Below are 16,316 nucleotides of genomic sequence, written 5' to 3'. Positions count from 1 at the left end.
ATGGCATTTACAGAGCAGCAGTATGTTGAAATGAGTATGAAATTGCAGCAGGTGAAAGAGGAAATTCATCGCTTTATTGTTGGTCAAGAGGAGGCAATCGATTATACATTGTACGCAGTTTTAGCCGATGGTCACGCATTATTAGAGGGGCTGCCGGGTTTAGGCAAAACGATGTTAATTCGTACAATTTCTGAGGTACTTGATTTATCGTTTTCACGTATTCAATTTACACCTGATCTTATGCCGGCAGATATTACTGGAACAAGTATGATTGAGCGTACAACAGACGGTAAACAGCAGTTTACATTCCAGCCTGGTCCGATTTTTAGTCAGATGGTGTTAGCGGACGAAATTAATCGTGCAACACCTAAAACGCAAAGTGCATTGCTAGAGGCTATGGGAGAAAAGACAGTTACGATTTTAGGGGATACAAAAAGGATGGCTAAGCCCTTTTTTGTGCTAGCTACACAAAACCCGATTGAGATGGAGGGAACCTATCCATTACCTGAGGCGCAAATGGACCGTTTCCTATGTAAAATACTTGTACCATATCCTGAGAAAAGTGAGCTAATGGAAATTATGAAGCGTACAACGGGCGCTCAGGAAATTGGCTTGCAAAAAATAATGGACACAGAGGTACTTATAGAGGCACAGCAAATGGTAAAGGAAATACTAGTTGCAGATGAAATGCTTGAATTTGCAACGGACCTAGTTGTCGCTACACATCCTGAAAGAGTCGATGCTATAGACGAGGTCAAGCAATATGCGATGTATGGTAGTGGTCCACGTGGTTTGCAAAGCTTAATAAAGTTAGCAAAGGCGAGGGCACTCATGAATGGGCGTTTCCATGTTTCTGTAGCAGACATTAAATCTGTAGCGAAACCAGTATTACGTCATCGTATGCTGTTGAATTATGAAGGGGAGGCTTCAGGAAAAACAGCGGATGATGTGATTGATGTTATTTTAGAAAGAGTACAGCAAGGTGTTAGCAAGTGACACAAAAAATAATATTGCCCGAAGATTGGTTAGCGAAAATTAGTCGCTTTCAATTGGCAACGGCCTCCAAATTGCGAGGGCAGCATAAAGGCTCGCACCGTTCGCAGCGCTTCGGGGCATCGCTCGATTTCTCAGATTTTCGTGAATATCATTTAGGTGATGATGTACGGCAGGTCGATTGGAACGTTTTTGCAAGAACTGATAAATACTTTATTAAAAGATTTTTAGATGAGCAAGAGATGCGTGTACACATTTTGCTGGATACCACTAAATCCATGGATGATGATATTAAATGGACATTTGCTCGTCAAATTGTTGCTTCTCTTGGTTTAATGGTGCTTGGTCGTGACGATCGGTTATCTTTTTCTTTTGTGCAAGATGAGATGAAGCCGCCATTTCGTCGTAAAGGCGCTATGTATCGACGCGCTTTTTTACAAATCATCACAGAAATAGAAAAAGCAGATTATACGGGAAGCTTTGCACAGGGAGCTTTAAAAGCATTACCAAAGGATAGTACAGTGCTATTTATCGTTACAGATGGGCTAGAGCCAATCGAGGAATGGGAACAACTTTTAAAAAGATTACCACGTTATGCAGGGGATGTACGTTTATTACAAATTGTCACGGAAGAGGAGTTATCTCCTAATTATACTGGTGATGTCCGCCTATTAGATCGTGAGACTGGCAAAGATGTCAACGTTACAATGTCCTCTAAAGTTTTAGACGCATATATGGCACGACGTTTATTACATGAAGAGGAATTTGAAGCTATCTGTCGACGCTTCGGTGTTAGAAAATTACAGCTTAAAGTGGAGGATGGATTACAGCATGCCATCTTTCAGCAATTATTAAAAGCACATTGGATTAGGTGAGGTGAGCCGTATTGGGCTTTAGTCAAATACTTTTTAGCTGGACGGCCATCATCCCGGTCATTGTCCTACTATATTATTTCTTTCGAAAAAAATATATCGATCAAACCGTATCTTCTACACTTTTTTGGTCGGAAATTATGCAGGAAACGCGTGTATCACCATACTTAAAGCAACTACAAAAAAATGCTCTGCTCTTTTTGCAACTCCTAGCACTTCTTTTATTAGTACTAGCCCTAATGAACCCTTATATTAAAAAGTCAACAATTGTAGGAGCACAGACAATTTTTATTGTGGACACGTCCGCAACAATGCTTGCTGGGAAAGGGCAGTCAACATTCGATACACATAAGAAGGAATTGCTGTCTTTGGTGAATCAACTTAACGGTAGACCTGTGACACTCATTACAACAGGCAATACACCGAAAGCTGTGCTACAGCAGGTGACAAACACCAAAGATATTGAAGAGGCGATTCAAGAGCTGGAAGTAACCTATGAAACAGCACAAATGAATAAGGCACTTGATGTGGCGCAGGCTTTTGTTGGTGATATACCAACATCCATTTATGTATTTACAGATGCGCTGGATAAAAAGCACTTACCAATGGAAAAAGATACAGTGAAATGGATTGTAAAAGGTTCTGCTAAAGATTTAACGAATATCGCAATCACACGTTTTGCTGCAACTACAGATGGTCAATCGACTATGGCATTGGTACAGCTACAAAATGATACTGATTTGGAGCAAAAGATCACTTTATTGTTACAAAATGCAGAGAATAATAAGGTTGTATCGGAAGATTTAACATTACCTCCTAATGAAGCTGTGACGAAAACTTTTAAAGATTTACCACTAGAGGCTACATTGACGGCTATGATTGATGCAAATGATGATTATATAGTCGATAATTCACAAACTGTTTTACTACAAACGACTACCTCAAAAATAGTGGTCGATCAAAGTATGCATCAACTCATTCAAAAAGGCTTTCAAACAATTAATAACAGTGTCAAGATTATTCCGTCTTTACAGATAGCTGATAATCAAGAAGCGACTGTAGTAACTAACCAAACAGCACTGCTCGAAAAGATGGACAAACCTATAGTATTATTTGGTCGTGATGATGCCAAAAAAATTGAAGCAAAGGGCGAAGTAAATACAACAAGTGATGCATTGTTTGCATTTAGTGAGCTAAAAGATATTTATGTTAGCACTGTATATCCTGGTTTTGATGGCTACAAAACAATTGCATCGGTTGGAGATCATCCCTTTATACAACGTTCTCCTAAAGGTGATCTTGTCATATTAGCTGATATTGCAGATACAGATTGGCCTCTGCACCCTTCATTTCCATTATTTTTGTGGAGTGCGGAACAGCAGCTTTCAGAATCGATTGGTTCACTTGGTATTTTTACGCCGAACGAGCAGCGCGCAGTTGCTTTGAAACAGGGCGATTGGAGTGTATATTCTCAGGACGATCAGTTTTTATCGTCCATAACGAATGGCTTATTAACAGCTCCAATGAAGCCAGGTATTTATACAGCACGCTCAGAAGATGAAGAAAAGCGCTTAATTGTCCAGCTTCAGGCACAGGAGCGTGTCATCCAAAAAGGAACAAGCTATACACTAGGAGAGCTCCAAGAGAATGGCAAAGAAGAGATAGCAAAAGCTTCACTTGTACCTTGGCTTATTCTTCTTATTTTATTAGTACTTGTTACAGAGTGGGAGGTGCAACGACGACGTGGATTTACGAATTGATATGCCATTAGCATTGTTGCTTTTACTCCCATTATTAATGTATTTTGGCTGGACCTATTGGCGAGAACGTCAGCGCTTGAAAAAGAGCCATATAACAGTGCTAGGACTTCGTATTCTAGCAGTTAGCTGCTTAGTTTTTGCGCTTGCAGGTCCTTATATTTTATTACCTATAAAGGAAGAACAAATATTATTTATGGTAGACCGTTCTGCTTCTATGAATGGCACAGATGGTGAGATGGTTAAATTTATAGAGGAAAGTTTACAGTCGAAAAAGGATGAACAACTTGCAGGGATTTATTCTTTTTCATCAACACTGCAAACAGAAGCGATTTTATCGAAATCATTAAAGGAAGTGCCGAAGTTTACAAATATAGGAGCAACAGATCAAACAAATATTGAACAAAGTCTCCAGCTTGCTTCGGGGATTGTTAATTCAAAAAAGGCAACACGATTGGTACTTCTAACAGATGGCAATGAAACAAAAGGGAATGCTTTAGAGCTTGCATCGAAATTTAAAGGCTCCAATATAAGTGTTGATGTTGTTCCATTTCATCAACCAGTTTCTACAGATATATCACTGAAAAGCTTTGTAACCCCACAAGTTGCATATGTGGGTGAGCAGCAGCAATTAGTTACTGAAGTTCATGCGACAGCTGCTAGTCAAGGGGAGCTTCTATTATATGAAAACGACAAACTTGTTCACCGTGAGGCTGTAGAGCTTGCACAAGGCTCCAATGTATTTACGTATAAACATACTGCTACAGCAGAGGGTCTTGTAAAGTATGAAGCTGTTGTACAGGTTGAGCAGGATGCCATTTTTGAAAATAATAAACTAACAAGCGTAACAATGGTACAAAGTGAACCACATTTATTAATTGTTAACGGTTATGATAGTGCATCACCTATTGCAGCCGCTCTTGGTAGACAATCTATCTCCTTTGATGTTATAGATGCTCGAAGTTTGCCAAATGAGCTTTCTAGTTATCTACAGTATAATGCTATTATTTTTGATAATGTGCCAGGACATCTAGTGGGCGAGGCCAAAATGAATGTTATAGAGCAGGCAGTAAAAAACTTTGGCGTTGGCTTTACGATGGTTGGTGGTGAAAATAGCTTTGGCTTGGGTGGCTATTTTAAAACGCCAATCGAAACTTTACTACCTGTTGAAATGGAAATTAAAGGAAAGGAACAATTACCTTCATTAGGACTGGTTATCGTACTAGACCGCTCTGGCAGTATGTACGGAGCGAAGCTAGAGCTAGCTAAGGAGGCAGCAGCTCGTTCTGTTGAAATGTTACGAGATGAAGATACGCTTGGGTTCATTGCCTTCGATGATCGACCTTGGGAAATTATCGAAACAGGACCACTTGGCAATAAGGAAGAAGCAGTAGATACGATTTTATCAGTAACGCCAGGCGGTGGGACAGAGATTTATGGATCACTCGCTAAGGCCTATGAGAACTTAGCAGATTTAAAACTACAGCGAAAGCATATTATTCTATTAACGGATGGACAGTCACAGTCAGGGAATTATGAAGACTTAATTGCTGAAGGAAAAGAAAATGGCGTAACATTGTCAACTGTAGCGATTGGACAAGATGCAGATGCCAATTTACTTGAAGCACTTAGTGAATTGGGTAGCGGGCGATTTTATGATGTTGTTGATGAGCAGACCATACCTTCTATTTTATCCCGTGAAACGGCAATGATTTCACGCACATATATTGAGGATAACCCCTTCTATCCAGCCATCTATAACGCATCTGGTTGGAACAAGTTATTTGCAAATGGTGTACCTCAAATGAATGCTTATATCGGAACAACAGCGAAACAGGGTGCCTCTGTAATTGCGGAAAGTGAGAAAGAGGATCCGGTGCTGGCTCAATGGCAATATGGCCTTGGCAAGACATTTGCCTTTACTTCCGATTCGACAGGTAAATGGACAGGTGACTGGGCAAGATGGCAGGATTGGGGAACATTTTGGCAAACGCTTATATCTCAAATGCTACCAAGCTATAATGACATTGCCTACGATGTACGTTTAGAATCGGATGGTTCATTTATTATTACAGATCCTACCAACGAAGCAGCATTTTTAGATATTGTAGCTGTCAATGAAGCAGGAGAAGAACTTGAAACACAGCTTGAGGCCATTTCAGCCTCACAGGTTCGGGCAGTTGTGCAAGCAGAGCCAGGACTCATTTTCTTCCGTATTGCTGATGAAGATCAAGCTATTTATCAGGCAGGGATAAGTGTACCTTATAGTGCTGAATATGAATTACAACCAGTAAATGATAAGCTGGTGGAAGAACTGACAAAGCAAACGGGTGGCTCTGTTTTGAAAGAACCGAAGGAGGTATTTCGTGAATTTACGAAGAAAGGGGCAGACCGGCAAAATATAGCAACGTGGCTTATATTAGCAGGTATGTTATTCTTCTTCATCGATATTACGATTCGCCGCTTTGGCTGGGGCATCTTTGCTAAGTCGAAGAAGAAAGAGTCGCTTGTAGAGAATAAAACCATACAGGCAGAGGATACGAATGTTGCTCAGTTATTAAAGGGCATGAAGAAACGATAAATTGGATTAAATGACAGTGCAAAATGATTGATTATTTTGCACTGTTTTTTGTATATGATTGGGTGGTTCTTTGAAAAGGGGAAGTTCATCTCATAAATTAGGGGGAAGTGATCCAATAAAGGAGATTTCCGATCAAAATAGAATTGAAGGAATCCCTGTTCATTTAATGGAAATTTTTAATAAGTACAGTATTTCGTAGACTACTAGCAACGGCCACACCTAAAATAGCACCAATAATACTAGAGCTCAAAAAAGCAGGCATGAAAAACATTGCTGCGACAGATGTTCCCATTAAGATATATGCATATGGTACTGCTATGAGGGAAGCGATGATCCCAGTTCCTACTATTTCACCGACACCTGTTAGCCAAGGTTTGCCACTGTATTTATAAGCTAATGCTGCACAAAATGCGCCAATGACACTTCCAGGAATGGCTAATAGGGAGCCTGTCCCTGTTAGAATACGAATTATTGCCGTGACAAGGGCAATGATGATGGTTGGTACTGGACCGAGTAGAATGGCACTAATGACATTGATGGCATGCTGTATTGGATAAGCTCGCGCAATCCCTGTTGGAATTGAAACGAAGGTAGAACCTGCTACAGCAATTGCAACTAATAAGGCCATGATTGTTAATTTTCGAATTGACATAAGTAACACTCCCTTGAAATATTAAATGAATGGTTATCGCTGCTAAACTGGTTAAACACAAAAAGACCGCTTCCTGAAAACAATAGGAAGCGGCCTTGCATTTACATATTAAAAAGCAAGATGTCGCCACTTCCCTACGCTAGTATGAACTAGATCAGGTTCAAAGGGTCCATATATGACAATATATGTCTCAGCCTTTTAAAGACTCCCCTAGTGGTAAAAATTATTTAATTTGTGTATAACATCGTAACAAGATAAATGTAACATACTGCTAATAATAGTCAATGATTTTTCAGACTATTTAGAATCGGGCTGCATAAGATGTGGTGCTTTTTTCATTGTCCAAATAAGGGCAAGGAAGAAGCAAGCCATCAAAATAATAGCACCAAATATATAAGGGCTATTCATATTCCAATCGAATAAAATACCTGCCAATGCTGGACCAATCATATTCCCAAGGCTCATATAAGCATTATTTAAACCTGCTGCAAATCCTTGCTCATTTTCAGCAAGTTTGGAGATCAGTGTGTTGACAGCAGGACGAATTAATGTTGTAGCTGTAGAGAAGATTGTTGCAACAACTAAAATAAGGGCAAATCCAGAAACGAATAATATTAAGTAAATAGATACAGCTGCAATAAATAAATTGACTAATACGACCTTCATTTCACCGTAGCGATTAAAGAGTGGGGTAATGACAAACATTTGTACAACTACACCAAAAGCACCACCCACTACTAAAATAATAGCAATATCTCCGGGTGTATAATGAAACTTATCTGTAACAAATAATGATAAAGTCGTTTGGAAATTAGCAATTCCGAACGAGAATACCATCATAATAATAAGCATAACAAAGTAAGGCATATGTACTGAACGTACCATTTGTTTTGCGAGATTGTCTTGCTTATGCATTTTTTGTGCTGCATTTGGTTTGGTAGATGGTAATAAAAAGAACGATAAAATAGCAGCCAAAATAGCCGCAGCTCCAGCCGTATAGAATGGAAAATGTAAGCTGACTTGCGATAAGAATCCACCAATACCTGGTCCAATCATAAACCCAAGAGACATGGCAGCACCAAGCATCCCCATCCCTTTGCCTCGTTCTTCATATGTTGTAACATCTGCCACAAATGCCATAATAGGAGGTGCAACAAAGGCTGATCCAAGGCCACCTAAAAAGCGTGCCAAGAAGAGCATCCAAACTTCTGTAGAGAGCCCAAAACCTATTTGTGCAAGTCCTGTTAGTATAAGCCCGAAAATTATAAGATTTTTTCGACCATACTGATCCGAAAGATTCCCAGCAATTGGAGAAAAAACGAATTGAGCTAAGGCGAACGTTGCAATAAGCATGCCTAAAACTTGTCCTGCAGCACCAAATATTCTTAAATACTCTGGCATGACAGGAATAATAATTCCAATACTCCCCATTGCGATAAACATATTAAACATTAAAATATACAAAGCCGCCTTATTAGACTTCTGCTGGGTCATCGAATACCCCCCTTTTCTAATCAAATATAGTACAGTCTATCACAAAGAAAAATGGTTTGCTATTAGTTAGGATTACACTAAATAGTGGACCAATGGTTTATTCTTAAACTAATAAATGATAAATATTTTGCAATAATAATTAAGTAATCAATTAGTAAATTCCACAAGTTTTTTTGTGGAATTTACTTTTTTTCTTGTAGTGAATTAGGGGTTACATCATTTGTTCTTATGTTAATCTTTTTATGTCAACTGTATGACAAAAATTGTAATAATTAGTGCCTTATATATGGTTGATATTCCCCTAATAATTCCTGTAATAACGGCTAATTACTGGTCTACATGAAGAGGTCATAAGCTGAAAACCCGAGAGAAATTGATATTAAAAAGGAGAGGAAATGTAATGGTAACTATTCAAGCAGCAATGGAAAATTTAAAAGAATTAGGTATTAATCCAGTAACAGCAGTCATTGGGTCAACTCAACAGCTATTTCAATGGGATGAAGAAAAAGTCAATGAATTAAAGGGTTATTTAATCTCCCAAAATTTTAAACATCATTATGAAAACAATAGCTTTTATCGAATGCTATGCGAGGATAGCGGCGTTACACCTGCTGATATACAAAGTTTAGATGATATACAAAAAATTCCACTTATTCCGGTAACAAGTTTTAAAAGACCTGACTCTCATTTATTATTATCAACATCTTTAGAGAACATAGAATTTGAAATGCGAAGTACAGGAACAAGTGGTATCCCAAGTATATCGAGAAGGGATGCTGAAACATTAAACAATTGCGTATTTAGTATATACGCAATGTATAGAGAGATGTTTGCCTTCTCTCGTGGAGCTGGTCTCTTTTTATTCCCTTCTCCAGAAGAAATGCCAGAGATGGGAATGGTAAAAGTATTAAATATGCTCTCAGGTTTGTTTGATGCAACAAGATGTCTTGTTAAGAGAGCATCCTTCAAGCCTAAAGAGGCAATAGAAACTTTAGAAAAATGGCAAAACATTCATACACGCCACATCGTAGGACCTCCATTTTTAATTTATAAACTGGTCAATTATTTAAAAACAAATAATATTCATTTGAAGTTAGATCAAAAGACGATGATTATCAATCTAGGAGGCTGGAAACGCTTTTCTGGTATGGAGATACCTAGAGAACAATACAATAAAGAATGTGCTGAATTTTTAGGTATTCCTGAAGAAAATATAAGGGATATGTATGGATTAGTTGAATCTAATATTTTAGCTATCGAGTGTGAGAAACAGTCTAAACATGTACCACCTTGGGTTCATTTTTCATTAAGAAATCCCAAAAATTTAGCGGAAGAAGTACCACAAGGAAAAAGGGGTGTTTTAGCAATATTTGACCCTACATCCTTGTCATATCCAGGATTTATTCAAACTGAGGATTTAGTGTATTTAAAGAAAGAAAATACATGTGAATGCGGAAGAAATGGTCAGAAGGTGGTATATCTTTCTAGAGTAGCGGGTGCAGAAATAGGTTGTTGTGCCATTAATTTAGAGAAGCATATGGATGCCGCAGAAGAAAAAAATGAAATGGCAGAAGTATAAGAGAGGATTCTAAGCATGTACAATTCTATCATTATTGATTATTTTAGTAACCCTCGACATTCTGGTGAACTGGCTGATGCAAATATGGAATTAAAAATTGGTAACTCTGTTTGTGGAGATACAATTTTTATGAGTGTAAAGGTAGAATCCGGAATGGTAAATAATGCAAAATATAAAGCATATGGTTGTGCTACATCCTTAGCAACGGCTGATATATTTGCAGAATATATCATTAATAAATCAATAGAAGAAATTAAGCAGCAACCGCAACATGAGATTGATAAAATGCTAGGGGAGTTGGAGCCTCCTCAAATGCATTGTTTGAATATTTTACATGAGTTATTTGAGCAAATACGTTCGGCAGCTTAGGAGGCTTTTATGATAGGAAGATATTTTGATTATAATGCCACTACCCCTCTTCGGGAGGAGGTGGCTTCTACTATGATAGAAAATATAACGCTATTTGGTAATCCTTCTAGCACGCACTCCTTTGGACAGTTAGCGAAATTAAAAATGGAAGAGGCACGCTCAAATGTTGCCACAGTAATCAATGCAGAAAAGACAGATATATTTTTTACTTCTGGCGGTACAGAGTCGATTAATACCGCATTGAAAGGATATTTCTTTTCAAATGAAATGCGCCCGTTTCATATCATCACTTCTAAAATCGAGCATGCTGCAACTTTAGAATTATGTAAATATTTAGCTACCCTTGGTGCTGAAATTACCTATTTACCTGTTGATACTAATGGATTCATAGCAATTGAAGATTTAAAAAACGCTATTCAAGAGAATACAGCGCTTATTTCAATCATGTATGCTAACAATGAAATCGGATCAATTCAACCAATTAAAGAGATGGTGAAAGTTGTTAAGAAGATCAATAGTAATATTATCTTTCATGTTGATGCTGTACAGGTGATAGGAAAAATCCAGATAGATGTTCAGGACTTAGGAGTGGACGCATTATCGATGGCCGCCCATAAAATATATGGTCCTAAGGGTACAGGTGCATTGTACTTGAAAAACGGTGATCGCAAATTAGAACAGCTTCTTCACGGCGGTGGGCAAGAAAAAGGTCTTCGTGGTGGTACAGAAAATCTCTTAGCTATTATTGGTTTTGGTAAAGCTTGCGAAATAGCAAAAAGAGAGCTAAAGCAAAATGCTAATAACATAATCGCATTAAGATCTTATTTACTAGATAAATTAGAGAATTCGATTGAATACTATGAAATTAATGGTCCTGTGTTAGGTGAGAATTTATTACCAAATACTATTAATATATCTTTTCTGAATATACGAGCAGAAGCATTGGCTGTTCTATTATGCCAAGCTTATGGTATTGCAGTATCTATTGGTTCTGCCTGTAGTGCCGATAAAGCTAATTTATCTCATGTATTATTAGCACTCGGCCTAACTGAAGATAGAATAAAATCGTCTATTCGTATTAGCTTTGGTTATTATACGGACTACAAGGATATTGATTTTTTTATTGAAAGTCTAAAAGCATCTGTTAACCGTCTACGAAGTATGCTCCCAGTTGGATAGAAAGGAGTCAATAAGGTGGAGAATTTAAAAATTGTGGCACCTGTACGATCAAAATTTATGATGGAAGAAATGATAGAGGCTGGTGCAAATGAAATATATTTTGGCGTTTCAACTCCGCTTTTTCAACAACTATCATTTGATAATAAATTTCAAACAGTTGCAGATTATCCTGCCCACTTTTCAGATTGGGAGGAAATAGATGGCATAATAGCTTTAGCAAAAGCGAACAATCTTAAAGTCATATTCATGGCCAATACCTCATACGTCCCTACTAGCATTGAAAAAGATTATCAAAAGCATGTTTATAGAGCACTTGAAAAAGGTGTAGATGCTATTACAATATCCTCAATACAATCGTGCCATCTACTTAATCATTTGGAAAAGGACATTCAAATAATTTCAGGCTCACAATTAGCACCAGTAAATATATATGGAGCCGAGCTATTAAAGGATTTAGGTATCAAAAGGATAACATTGTCCCAATCAATGACATTAGAAGAGATTCATGAACTTCGAGATTTAGAGATGGAACTTATGATTACTGGGAACTTTGGCACTGGTAGTATGGCTGGGAGCTGTCGTTTATGGGAAAGCCCAAATAATCTTGAAATTGGAGAAGGGATCAGAACTTTATATCGAGTTTTATCTTCACAAAACACATACAGTAACCAGCATCATTTTTTAGATAGTGCAACTGATTGTAGTTTATGTAATCTAGAAGATCTGGTTTCTGCTGGTGTTACAGCCATAAAATTTCTTGGAAGGGAAGCCCCTAATCCAGTGACATTAGCGATGGTTGTGAATATGTTTAATGAATGGCGAGAAATGGGACTTTCGGGCTTATCAATAGATCAAAAAATGAAAATAACAGAGCAGGAGCAGCTTATGTGGATTATGAAATGGGTGCCCCGCTTCTGTGAAAAATGTCGATGTACTTATAAACCAACTGCAATTACAAAAACATACATTTAGGTGATGCATAATTGAAAACACCAGTAAAAGAGCTTAGAATTCATCATGATTATTTATATACATTAACAGATGAAGTATTCGATCAATATCAAGTTGTTTCCTTAGGGCATTCAGGCTGCCACTATAAAATGGTTGGTCTTGAGAATCAGCATATACAATTTTTATTGGAACGCAATAAAAAAGTGAAAATTGAAATTCCTATTTTATTTGAAGCATCGATGAAAAAGTTTATTGCTGAGATGACACGTTTTTTTCATTATGAGCTAAATTTAATTGTGAATGATTGGGGGACAATGCGTTATTTAGCTAAACAGCCATTACCCCCAAATATCTCTTTATCCTTAGGAAGGCAACTAATTTTTAGCTATGGAAACTGCCCATGGTATGAAGATATTTTGCAATATGAGGATCAAGCGACGAAGGAACAATTTTTACAATTAAATATTGCTAATCCACCTATGATTAGCTTTATGAAAGAAAATGGTGTAACGGAAATAGATGTAGATGTGAATATTTATCTAAAAAATTCTGTGCAATTGCTTAGAGATGAAGGAATTAAAGTAAATGCTTTTTTAAATTACCCATTAGTATCTACCTCTAGATCCTGTCATACACTTCGACTTCATGCAGAGCAAATTGGAAAATGTCAGCATTTATGTGATAGAGGTATCACAATTGAGCCAAGAGAACGATGGAATCGATTTGAGGATACAACCATTAAAATTTCAAGAGATGGTCGAGAGAAGATGGGGAATCTTATTATTTATGGAAATATGGTTGTTCAGGATATGAAGAAACTAAATGAAAGCATACCATTTGAAGTGGATTCATTATGTGATGATGCGAGATTTTCACCAATACTATTAAAAGAGGAGGCAATAAATTGAGTACTATACAAGAAAAAAATTTTACGCAAGATCTTTTGACGAAATTGGATGATATTATCGTTGATTTTGTTGCTCCTAATGCTGCACGAATTGATAGAGAACGAGAGTTTCCAAGAGAAAATATTACCGAGCTTGGACAAAGTGGTTTTTTAGGATTAATCATACCTCAGAAGTTGGGAGGATTGGAGGCACCTTTATCCCTCTATAAAGAAACGGTTATTAGGCTGGCTCAAGCTTGTGCTTCTACAGCACTTGTCTATGTGCAACATATGTCAGCGGTTTCTATTTTATTGTATGGAAGAGAAAATAACTATATAAAAAATATTTTAAGTAATATTGGTAAAGGTCAATGTCTTACTACAATTGCACTCAGTGAAGCTGGATCTGGCTGTTATTTTTTCTTACCAGTTAGTCAGGTAAATGAAACTGACAAAGGGCTTCGATTAAAGACCAATAAAATTATGGTAACCAGTGCAGGAGAGGCAGATGTGTATGTCATTAACTCAAAAGCAACATTTGCAAAGAACTCAATGCAAAGTAATTTTTTTGCTGTAGCTAGCGAATATAATGGCATTGAAGTTGGTGGAAAATGGGAAGGCATGGGATTAAGAGGGAACCAAAGTGCACCATTAAATATAGATACCTATTTAAATAAACAGATGCTTATTGGGGAAGAAGGCGAGGGTTTTAAAATTACTCGAGAGGCTCTGCTTCCAATGGGGCAAATTGGAATTTCAGCAGTCAATATTGGTATCGCAAAGGCAATATATAATGAATCAGTAAATTATGTGAAGAAACGATTTTATACACATATCAATACAAATCTTTCTGATTTTCAAAGTATTCAGCAAATGATCGGAGAAATAAAAGTACTATGCGATCAGGCAGAGACAGCGTTAAATGTATTTGTTCAACGGATGGAGAAAAAGGAAGTTGATATGGTCAGTACACTAGAGGTTAAGGTAATGGCCTGTCAAACAGTATTACAGGTGGCAGAATTAGGCTTAAAAGTTTGTGGAGGGCATGCCTATTCCGCTAATACACCGATTGAGAGGTATATTCGTGATAGTATGGCAGGAACAGTCATGGGGCCAACGCCAGATGTTCTAAAGGAATTGATTGGGAAAATTGTATTGGATGTCCCGACTCAATTATAAATTGATGGAACAGATGAAAGAGGGTTGACAATGACAAATCAAAATGAGCCTATATACGGGGGTATGAAGCAGGTATTAGCGGTAAGCCTTGGTTTATTTTTAGTTTTTTTAGACAGTACTGTAGTTAATATTTCACTCCCAAATATTATGAATGATTATGAAATAAATTTAAGTGTAGCTTCTTGGATTATCAATTCGTTTGTGCTAACGCTCGCTATTTTACTAATTACTTTAGGAAAAATTGCAGATTTTTTTGGCAGGAGAAAAGTTTTTCTAATTGGCGTTATCGTATTTGCTGTAAGCTCATTATTATGTGGAATGGCCCCTACAGTAGAAGTTTTAATTGCAGCTAGAGTTTTACAAGGAATTGGTGGGGCAATGATTATTCCAACTAGTATGATGCTAGTGAGGACAGCTGTACCAGCAGAAAAAATGGGGCTTGCCATGGGGATATGGGGAGCCGTTGGTGCACTAGCTGTAGCTATTGGTCCTAGTCTTGGTGGTGTAGTGACAGATTTTATTAATTGGCGTTGGATCTTTTATATCAATGTTCCAATTATTATAGTAGCCTTTCCATTCATCCTACTAGCTTTTAAAGGATTTAAAGATATCAAATCCCCATTTAAATTAGATGTTCTAGGTATGCTAGTTGTTAGCATTGCGCTCTATTTTTTAACTTATGCGATATTACAGGGTGAAAAATTAGGATGGACTTCAACGACCATATATATTTATTTTTCAATTAGTATCATAGCCACTCTATTATTTATTTTTATAGAAAAACGGGCTAAGGTGCCATTAGTGGATTTTTCAATATTTAACAATAAACATTATTTAGGTGGCATTCTCTCGAATTTTTTAGGTGGCATTTTGTTAATGGGTACTTTAATTTTGTTACCTGTTTATCTAACACAGGTAAAGGATTTTACGACTCTTTATGCATCATTTCTTATTACACCTTTATCAGCAGTAATGTTAATCGTAGCACCGATTGTAGGAAGAATAATTGACAAAATTGGCTATCAAGTTCCAATGCTTTTTGGATATGTTTTTACTGTTTCAGGTTTTATTTTCCTCTTAAAATTAACACCGGATACTGAATTTCCAATGCTTATTACGATGATGTCCTTATTAGGAACTGGATTAGGTATCATAATGGTTACAAGTGTAACGGTGTGCACGGTTTCTGTTTCAGAAAAGCATGTCTCTTTGGGGTCAGGTATATTTGCGACAGCACGAAATCTTGGAGGTGCCATTGGTGTATCTTTATTTGTTTCTATTACTCTAAGTTTTTTAAATCAATATGCAAACGATATAGTGGATGATGGTGTGACACGCTTTGAAAATAGTGAAGTACCTGATGCTGTCAAGACGATAGCTATTGATAATTTAAAGGGAAAAAAAGATAGCTTTTTTGAAGGAGAGCAGAAGGTAGAGGATTTTAAGGTCTCCAAGGAAATGTCTGATCAATTTGTTGCGATGAAAATGGAGGAAGCATTAAAACAAATGCCTAAAACTGTGGAGGTCAATGCTTCACCAGATATAGAAAAGAAAATAACTGCTATGGTAAATGCTGAAATTGAAAATATAGAAAAGGAAGTTAAAGCTATTCAGAGCAATATCCGAAATGATGCGCAAGGATATATTGTTGAGGCAATGACAAAAGCATTTTGGTGTGGATTATTGTTAACATGCCTTTTTAGTTTATCCTTGATTTTTTTAAGAAAGAAGCATGTTGAAGGGTAAATTATGAACTAGTAATCGGTAGGGTAAAAAATCCCTACCGATTCAAATGTATATCTTCTCTTAATTACTACTCAATTT

Annotated in this window: 13 protein-coding genes and 1 riboswitch; of the genes, 11 read left to right on the top strand and 2 right to left on the bottom strand. The window is 37.1% G+C overall.

What is annotated here, in order from left to right; genetic code table 11:
* The 4 genes from ACQKIM_RS14150 to ACQKIM_RS14135 are packed head-to-tail and all read left to right on the top strand — an operon-like array spanning window position 1 to window position 6,203.
* Complete coding sequence (locus ACQKIM_RS14150; RefSeq protein WP_427544947.1) at window positions 1–996, top strand: AAA family ATPase; 996 nt, start codon at window positions 1–3, stop codon at window positions 994–996.
* Window positions 993–1,868: a DUF58 domain-containing protein gene (locus ACQKIM_RS14145; protein WP_427544945.1), complete on the top strand. Its 876-nt coding sequence runs from the start codon at window positions 993–995 to the stop codon at window positions 1,866–1,868. Before ACQKIM_RS14150 ends, ACQKIM_RS14145 begins: the two co-directional genes overlap by 4 nt.
* A gap of 11 nt (window positions 1,869–1,879) precedes the next feature.
* A complete protein-coding gene (locus ACQKIM_RS14140; protein WP_427544943.1) occupies window positions 1,880–3,625 on the top strand; it encodes a vWA domain-containing protein in 1,746 nt (581 codons plus the stop codon).
* Window positions 3,609–6,203 (top strand): VWA domain-containing protein, encoded by a 2,595-nt coding sequence (locus ACQKIM_RS14135; RefSeq protein ID WP_427544941.1) that lies wholly within the window; start codon window positions 3,609–3,611, stop codon window positions 6,201–6,203. Before ACQKIM_RS14140 ends, ACQKIM_RS14135 begins: the two co-directional genes overlap by 17 nt.
* 163 nt (window positions 6,204–6,366) lie before the next feature.
* On the opposite strand, the gene thiW is transcribed toward ACQKIM_RS14135, so the two are convergent.
* Window positions 6,367–6,855, bottom strand: a complete 489-nt coding sequence (gene thiW, locus ACQKIM_RS14130; protein WP_427544939.1) for an energy coupling factor transporter S component ThiW — start codon at window positions 6,853–6,855, stop codon at window positions 6,367–6,369.
* A gap of 114 nt (window positions 6,856–6,969) precedes the next feature.
* A riboswitch (TPP riboswitch) is annotated at window positions 6,970–7,077 on the bottom strand.
* A gap of 75 nt (window positions 7,078–7,152) precedes the next feature.
* On the bottom strand, window positions 7,153–8,349 hold the full coding sequence (locus tag ACQKIM_RS14125) for an MFS transporter (protein ID WP_427544937.1): 1,197 nt from the start codon (window positions 8,347–8,349) through the stop codon (window positions 7,153–7,155).
* A gap of 400 nt (window positions 8,350–8,749) precedes the next feature.
* On the opposite strand from ACQKIM_RS14125, the gene ACQKIM_RS14120 reads away from it, so the two are divergent.
* From ACQKIM_RS14120 to ACQKIM_RS14090, 7 genes are read left to right on the top strand one after another with little or no spacing between them, the layout of a single operon-like run.
* Window positions 8,750–9,928, top strand: a complete 1,179-nt coding sequence (locus tag ACQKIM_RS14120) for a LuxE family acyl-protein synthetase (RefSeq protein ID WP_427544935.1) — start codon at window positions 8,750–8,752, stop codon at window positions 9,926–9,928.
* A 15-nt stretch (window positions 9,929–9,943) separates the two neighbouring features.
* Window positions 9,944–10,297 (top strand): iron-sulfur cluster assembly scaffold protein, encoded by a 354-nt coding sequence (locus ACQKIM_RS14115; RefSeq protein WP_427544933.1) that lies wholly within the window; start codon window positions 9,944–9,946, stop codon window positions 10,295–10,297.
* Window positions 10,298–10,306: 9 nt separating this feature from the next.
* Window positions 10,307–11,476, top strand: a complete 1,170-nt coding sequence (locus ACQKIM_RS14110; protein WP_427544931.1) for a cysteine desulfurase family protein — start codon at window positions 10,307–10,309, stop codon at window positions 11,474–11,476.
* A 15-nt stretch (window positions 11,477–11,491) separates the two neighbouring features.
* A complete protein-coding gene (locus ACQKIM_RS14105) occupies window positions 11,492–12,448 on the top strand; it encodes a peptidase U32 family protein (RefSeq protein WP_427544929.1) in 957 nt (318 codons plus the stop codon).
* Window positions 12,449–12,459: 11 nt separating this feature from the next.
* Entirely contained in the window at window positions 12,460–13,335 is an 876-nt protein-coding gene (locus ACQKIM_RS14100) for a hypothetical protein (protein WP_427544927.1), read from the top strand.
* Window positions 13,332–14,492, top strand: a complete 1,161-nt coding sequence (locus ACQKIM_RS14095; RefSeq protein ID WP_427544925.1) for an acyl-CoA dehydrogenase family protein — start codon at window positions 13,332–13,334, stop codon at window positions 14,490–14,492. Before ACQKIM_RS14100 ends, ACQKIM_RS14095 begins: the two co-directional genes overlap by 4 nt.
* Window positions 14,493–14,522: 30 nt before the next feature.
* On the top strand, window positions 14,523–16,238 hold the full coding sequence (locus tag ACQKIM_RS14090; RefSeq protein ID WP_427544923.1) for an MFS transporter: 1,716 nt from the start codon (window positions 14,523–14,525) through the stop codon (window positions 16,236–16,238).
* Window positions 16,239–16,316 lie beyond the last annotated feature (78 nt).

This window comes from Lysinibacillus sp. NPDC047702 (genome assembly GCF_050272555.1).
Taxonomy (GTDB): Bacteria; Bacillota; Bacilli; order Bacillales_A; family Planococcaceae; genus Lysinibacillus.
The sequence above is the reverse complement of the archived record's forward strand: the minus strand, read 5'-3'. Positions and strand labels throughout refer to the sequence as shown.

What these genes read in the sequence shown, in the direction of transcription:
- ACQKIM_RS14150 (WP_427544947.1), top strand. Translation starts at nt 1, where the DNA reads ATGGCATTTACAGAGCAGCAGTATGTTGAAATGAGTATGAAATTGCAG.
- thiW (WP_427544939.1), bottom strand. Translation starts at nt 6,855, where the DNA reads ATGTCAATTCGAAAATTAACAATCATGGCCTTATTAGTTGCAATTGCT.
- ACQKIM_RS14125 (WP_427544937.1), bottom strand. Translation starts at nt 8,349, where the DNA reads ATGACCCAGCAGAAGTCTAATAAGGCGGCTTTGTATATTTTAATGTTT.
- ACQKIM_RS14120 (WP_427544935.1), top strand. Translation starts at nt 8,750, where the DNA reads ATGGTAACTATTCAAGCAGCAATGGAAAATTTAAAAGAATTAGGTATT.
- ACQKIM_RS14115 (WP_427544933.1), top strand. Translation starts at nt 9,944, where the DNA reads ATGTACAATTCTATCATTATTGATTATTTTAGTAACCCTCGACATTCT.
- ACQKIM_RS14110 (WP_427544931.1), top strand. Translation starts at nt 10,307, where the DNA reads ATGATAGGAAGATATTTTGATTATAATGCCACTACCCCTCTTCGGGAG.
- ACQKIM_RS14090 (WP_427544923.1), top strand. Translation starts at nt 14,523, where the DNA reads ATGACAAATCAAAATGAGCCTATATACGGGGGTATGAAGCAGGTATTA.